This is a genomic window from Kitasatospora sp. NPDC007106 (genome assembly GCF_040634455.1).
GTDB lineage: Bacteria > Actinomycetota > Actinomycetes > Streptomycetales > Streptomycetaceae > Kitasatospora > Kitasatospora arboriphila.
In genome coordinates, this window is sequence record NZ_JBEYFP010001321.1 from 1 (window position 1) to 1,253 (window position 1,253).

Here is a 1,253-nt window from a genome sequence, read left to right on the forward strand (position 1 = left end):
GGACTGGGAGAGAATCGACGCCGTGAGCGCTGCGATGCGAAGCCGTACCCCCGACCGGCTCTGTGCCGACCGACGCGGCGCAGCCCCCGCTCGCGCCGGCGGGCGGCGAGGCTGTCCTGCGGGTCGGAGTCTGGCATGGTGCACCTCCGGTGGTGGCGTCCCGGCATCCCTCGTGATGGGGTGCGGACGGTGGGGTCGCCTCCGGACCGTCCGTCTCCAGCGTCCGACACGGGCGGTCGGGATACCGTTCAGAAATCCTTCGCATCCCGTAAAGGCGGGCGGACACCTGATCTCACGGCGGTCGGGAACGGGCAGGGTGGACCGCCTGCCGACGGCGGGCTCAGCCCGTCCGCTGCGGGGGACGGCCCGGTTCCGGCCCCTGCCCGCGCGGGACGGCGGGGAGTTCCAGCACCACGGTCAGACCGCCGCCCGCGGTCTCCTCCAGGCGGGCCGTGCCACCGTTGGCGGTCGCCAGCCGGTGCACGATGGCCAGGCCGAGGCCGGTGCCGCGCGCCTCCGGATTGCCGAAGCGCCGGAATGCGGTCGCCCGCGCCTCGGGACTCATCCCCGGCCCGTCGTCGACGACCCGCAGTTCCGTGCCGGGCCCGAAGGAGGCCGCCGCGGACGCGGCCTCCACCCGGATGCGGCCGCCTCCGGGCACCGCCTCCAGGGCGTTGGCCAGCAGGTTGTCGAGCAGCTGCTCCAGGTCGCCGGCGCCGAGGTACACGACGGGCCGGCCGGGGCTGTGCGAGGCCAGTTCCACCTGCCGTTCGGCGGCCACCGGCTCCCAGGCGGTGATCCGCTCCGCGACGACCTCGTCCACGCGCACGGGGACGGGCCTGGGTACGGCGTTCTCGGCGCGGGCGGCCGCCAGCAGGCCGTCCACCAGGCGCGACAGGCGGGCGATCTCCTCCTGGGCGCCGGCGAGCTCGACCGCGTCCTCGCCCTCGGCGTCCGCGGCCAGCAGGTCCAGCCGCAGCCGCAGTGCCGTCAGCGGGGTCCGCAGCTGGTGGGACACGTCGGCGGTCACCGCCCGGTGTCCGTGCACCAGGGCCTCGGTGCGTGCCGCCATGGTGTTGAAGGTGGCGGCGAGCCGGCGCACCTCCTCGGGCCCGGAGTCCGCCGGGGCCCGGACGTCCAGCGCGCCCTCGCCCAGGTGTCGGTGCGGCTGGCCCGCTGGGTGGGGCGTCCGCTCCAGGCGGTCGACGCCGCAGCCCGGCACCTGGGCGAGGGCGCGCTGGACGTCCGGGCCC

The 1,253-nt window shown here is 76.5% G+C and carries 1 protein-coding gene; it reads right to left on the reverse strand.

What is annotated here, in order from left to right; genetic code table 11:
- Positions 1-340 precede the first annotated feature (340 nt).
- Positions 341-1,253: HAMP domain-containing sensor histidine kinase (locus ABZ641_RS38160; protein ID WP_359989243.1), on the reverse strand; the 913-nt coding region annotated here is incomplete at its 5' end.